The sequence below is a fragment of the Skermanella sp. genome (genome assembly GCF_059503625.1).
On record NZ_JCACHA010000405.1, the window covers coordinates 1 to 2,481 of the forward strand.

Below are 2,481 nucleotides of genomic sequence, written 5' to 3' on the forward strand. Positions count from 1 at the left end.
GCGGGCAGGATCAGGATGTAGACTTCCGGGTGGCCCCAGATCCAGATCAGGTTGATGTACATCATCGGGTTGCCGCCGAGATCGTTCGTGAAGAAATGGGTTCCCACGTAACGGTCGAGCGTCAGCAAGGTCAGGGTGGCGGTCAGCACCGGGAAGGCGGCGACGATCAGGATGTTGGTGCAGAGCGTCGTCCAGGTGAACACGGGCAGCTTCATCATCGTCATGCCCGGCGCCCGCATCTTCACGATCGTCCCTATCAGGTTGATCCCCGACAGCGTCGTGCCGACACCGGCTACCTGCAATCCCCAGATGTAGTAATCGACCCCCACTCCGGGACTGTACGCCGCCCCCGACAGCGGCGGATACGCCAGCCAGCCGGTCCGGGCGAACTCGCCGACGAACAGGGACAGCATGGTGATCGCGGCGCCGGCGGCGGTCATCCAGAAGCTGAAATTGTTCAGGAACGGGAAAGCGACGTCGCGCGCACCGATCTGCAATGGCATGACGAAGTTCATCACGGCCGTCACGAGCGGCATCGCGAAGAAGAAGATCATGATCACGCCGTGGGCGGTGAACACCTGATCGAAATGGTGCGGCGGCAGGTAGCCCTCGTTGGGGCCGAACGCGATGGCTTTCTGCGTCAGCATCATGATCGCGTCGGCAAAGCCGCGCAGCAGCATCACGATCGCCAGGATGCCGTACATGATGCCGATCTTCTTATGATCGACGCTGGTGAACCACTCATTCCAGAGATAGCCCCATTTGCCGAAATACGTCACGGCACCCAGCAGGGCGATGCCGCCCAATGCCACTGCGGCGAATGTCACCAGCAGAATAGGTTCGTGATAAGGGATCGCCTCCCAGGTCAGCCGTCCGAAGATGAACTGCTGGACATCAGGATCTGAGAACATTCAATCTGCCCATTCCGATTACTGCGAGACCAAGTTTAGCAAGTCCAAGTTCCATAAGGCCGCTTCCCCGCGGCTCTGTTGATTGCCGGCCGCTTTCTCGCGGCTTCATCGATTGAGCCTGCCGTCAGTCAGGCTTGTCGTTCAATTGCGCCGGAGCCGGAGTATCGGGCGAACCCGGAACGCCGTGTCCCTGGTGCGCGTCCGGTTCGGGCTGCGGCTGGTTGGCCTCGGGAGCGACCGCATCGGGCTTCATGCCTTCCGGCTGAACGTCGCCGCTGCGGGGAGGACGCCCGGATGCGGGGAACGTAGCACCCGACGCTTCGTCGCCATGCTCCGCCCGGTGGGTGTCGTACTGCAACCGCTCACGGTTCTCGTGGCTCTCCGTACCGGCCCCGCCCATGGCGTCGATGTGATGCATCTCGTTCATGCACATCTTGCCGGGAGCGACGCACATGTTCAGGACAGCGTCGTAGAGGCCGTTTTCCACGGTCGAGAAGTACTGCACCGGCGTCTGCTCGCTCGGCTTTTCGAGCCACATATAAGCGGCGCGGTCGAGGTTTTTACCCTCCCTCTTTACCTTCGCCACCCACTCGTCGAAGCCCTGCTGCGACATCCCGTGGAACGCGAAGTTCATGCGGGAGAAACCGGAGCCGCTGTAGTTGGCCGAAAAGCCGTTGTAGACGCCTTCCTCGTTGATCACGGCATGCAGCTGCGTCTGCATACCCGCCATGGCGTATACCTGACCTGCAAGAGCCGGAATGAAGAAGGAGTTCATCACGGTCGCCGATGTGATCTTGAACGAGACCGGGACGTCCACGGGCGCCGCCAGTTCGTTGACCGACGCGATGCCCAGTTCCGGGTAGAAGAACAGCCATTTCCAGTCGAGCGCCACCACCTGGACGTCGAGATGCTTCGCATCCGCCGGGAGCGCCTGTTCACCGTCGATCCGGGTCAGCGGCCGGTACGGGTCGAGCGTGTGGGTGGCCAGCCATGTGATGGCGCCGAGGGCGATGATGATCATCAGCGGAGCCGTCCAGATCACCACTTCCAGCTGGGTGGAATGGTGCCAGTCCGGATCGTAGACGGCGTCCTTGTTATCGGCACGGTAGCGCCGCGCGAAGATCAGCGTCAGGGCTATGACGGGTACGATGATCAGAAGCATCAGTATCGTCGATACGATGATCAGATTGCGCTGCTGAAGCGCTACGTACCCCGATGGGTTCAGGATGACGGTATCGCACCCTGCAAGGATAACAGCGAAAAGCAGTACTCCGACCGTTCGTAGTATATTCGACAGGCACCGTGATGGCGGCGCTGGCGTCCTTGGTAGTTTCCCATAAGAATTCACGGCAGGGCTTCCAACGATCGATCCTTGACACATTGTGCAGTATTGGGGCACCTGGACCGCTCCACGTGCGTTTCGTTTCCATCAGTCGAAGGCGGAGGGAACCTTTGAGACACTTAACCTGACAGAAAGCGGTGATCGTCCTCTCACGTCTTCGCGCGGCATCTTGATGGGCTTTGTTGAGGGAGGCAAGTGTGTTATCGTACTATCATATGCAGAGCTGGT

Annotated in this window: 2 protein-coding genes; both read right to left on the bottom strand. The window is 60.2% G+C overall.

Features of this window, described 5'->3' with window-relative positions:
• A partial coding sequence (locus AC5JJ6_RS08940; RefSeq protein ID WP_496041698.1) for a cbb3-type cytochrome c oxidase subunit I occupies positions 1–911 on the bottom strand: 911 nt, incomplete at its 3' end.
• 124 nt (positions 912–1,035) lie between these two features.
• Positions 1,036–2,259, bottom strand: coding sequence for a ubiquinol oxidase subunit II (cyoA, locus tag AC5JJ6_RS08945; RefSeq protein WP_496041699.1), 1,224 nt, complete (start codon positions 2,257–2,259; stop codon positions 1,036–1,038).
• Positions 2,260–2,481 lie beyond the last annotated feature (222 nt).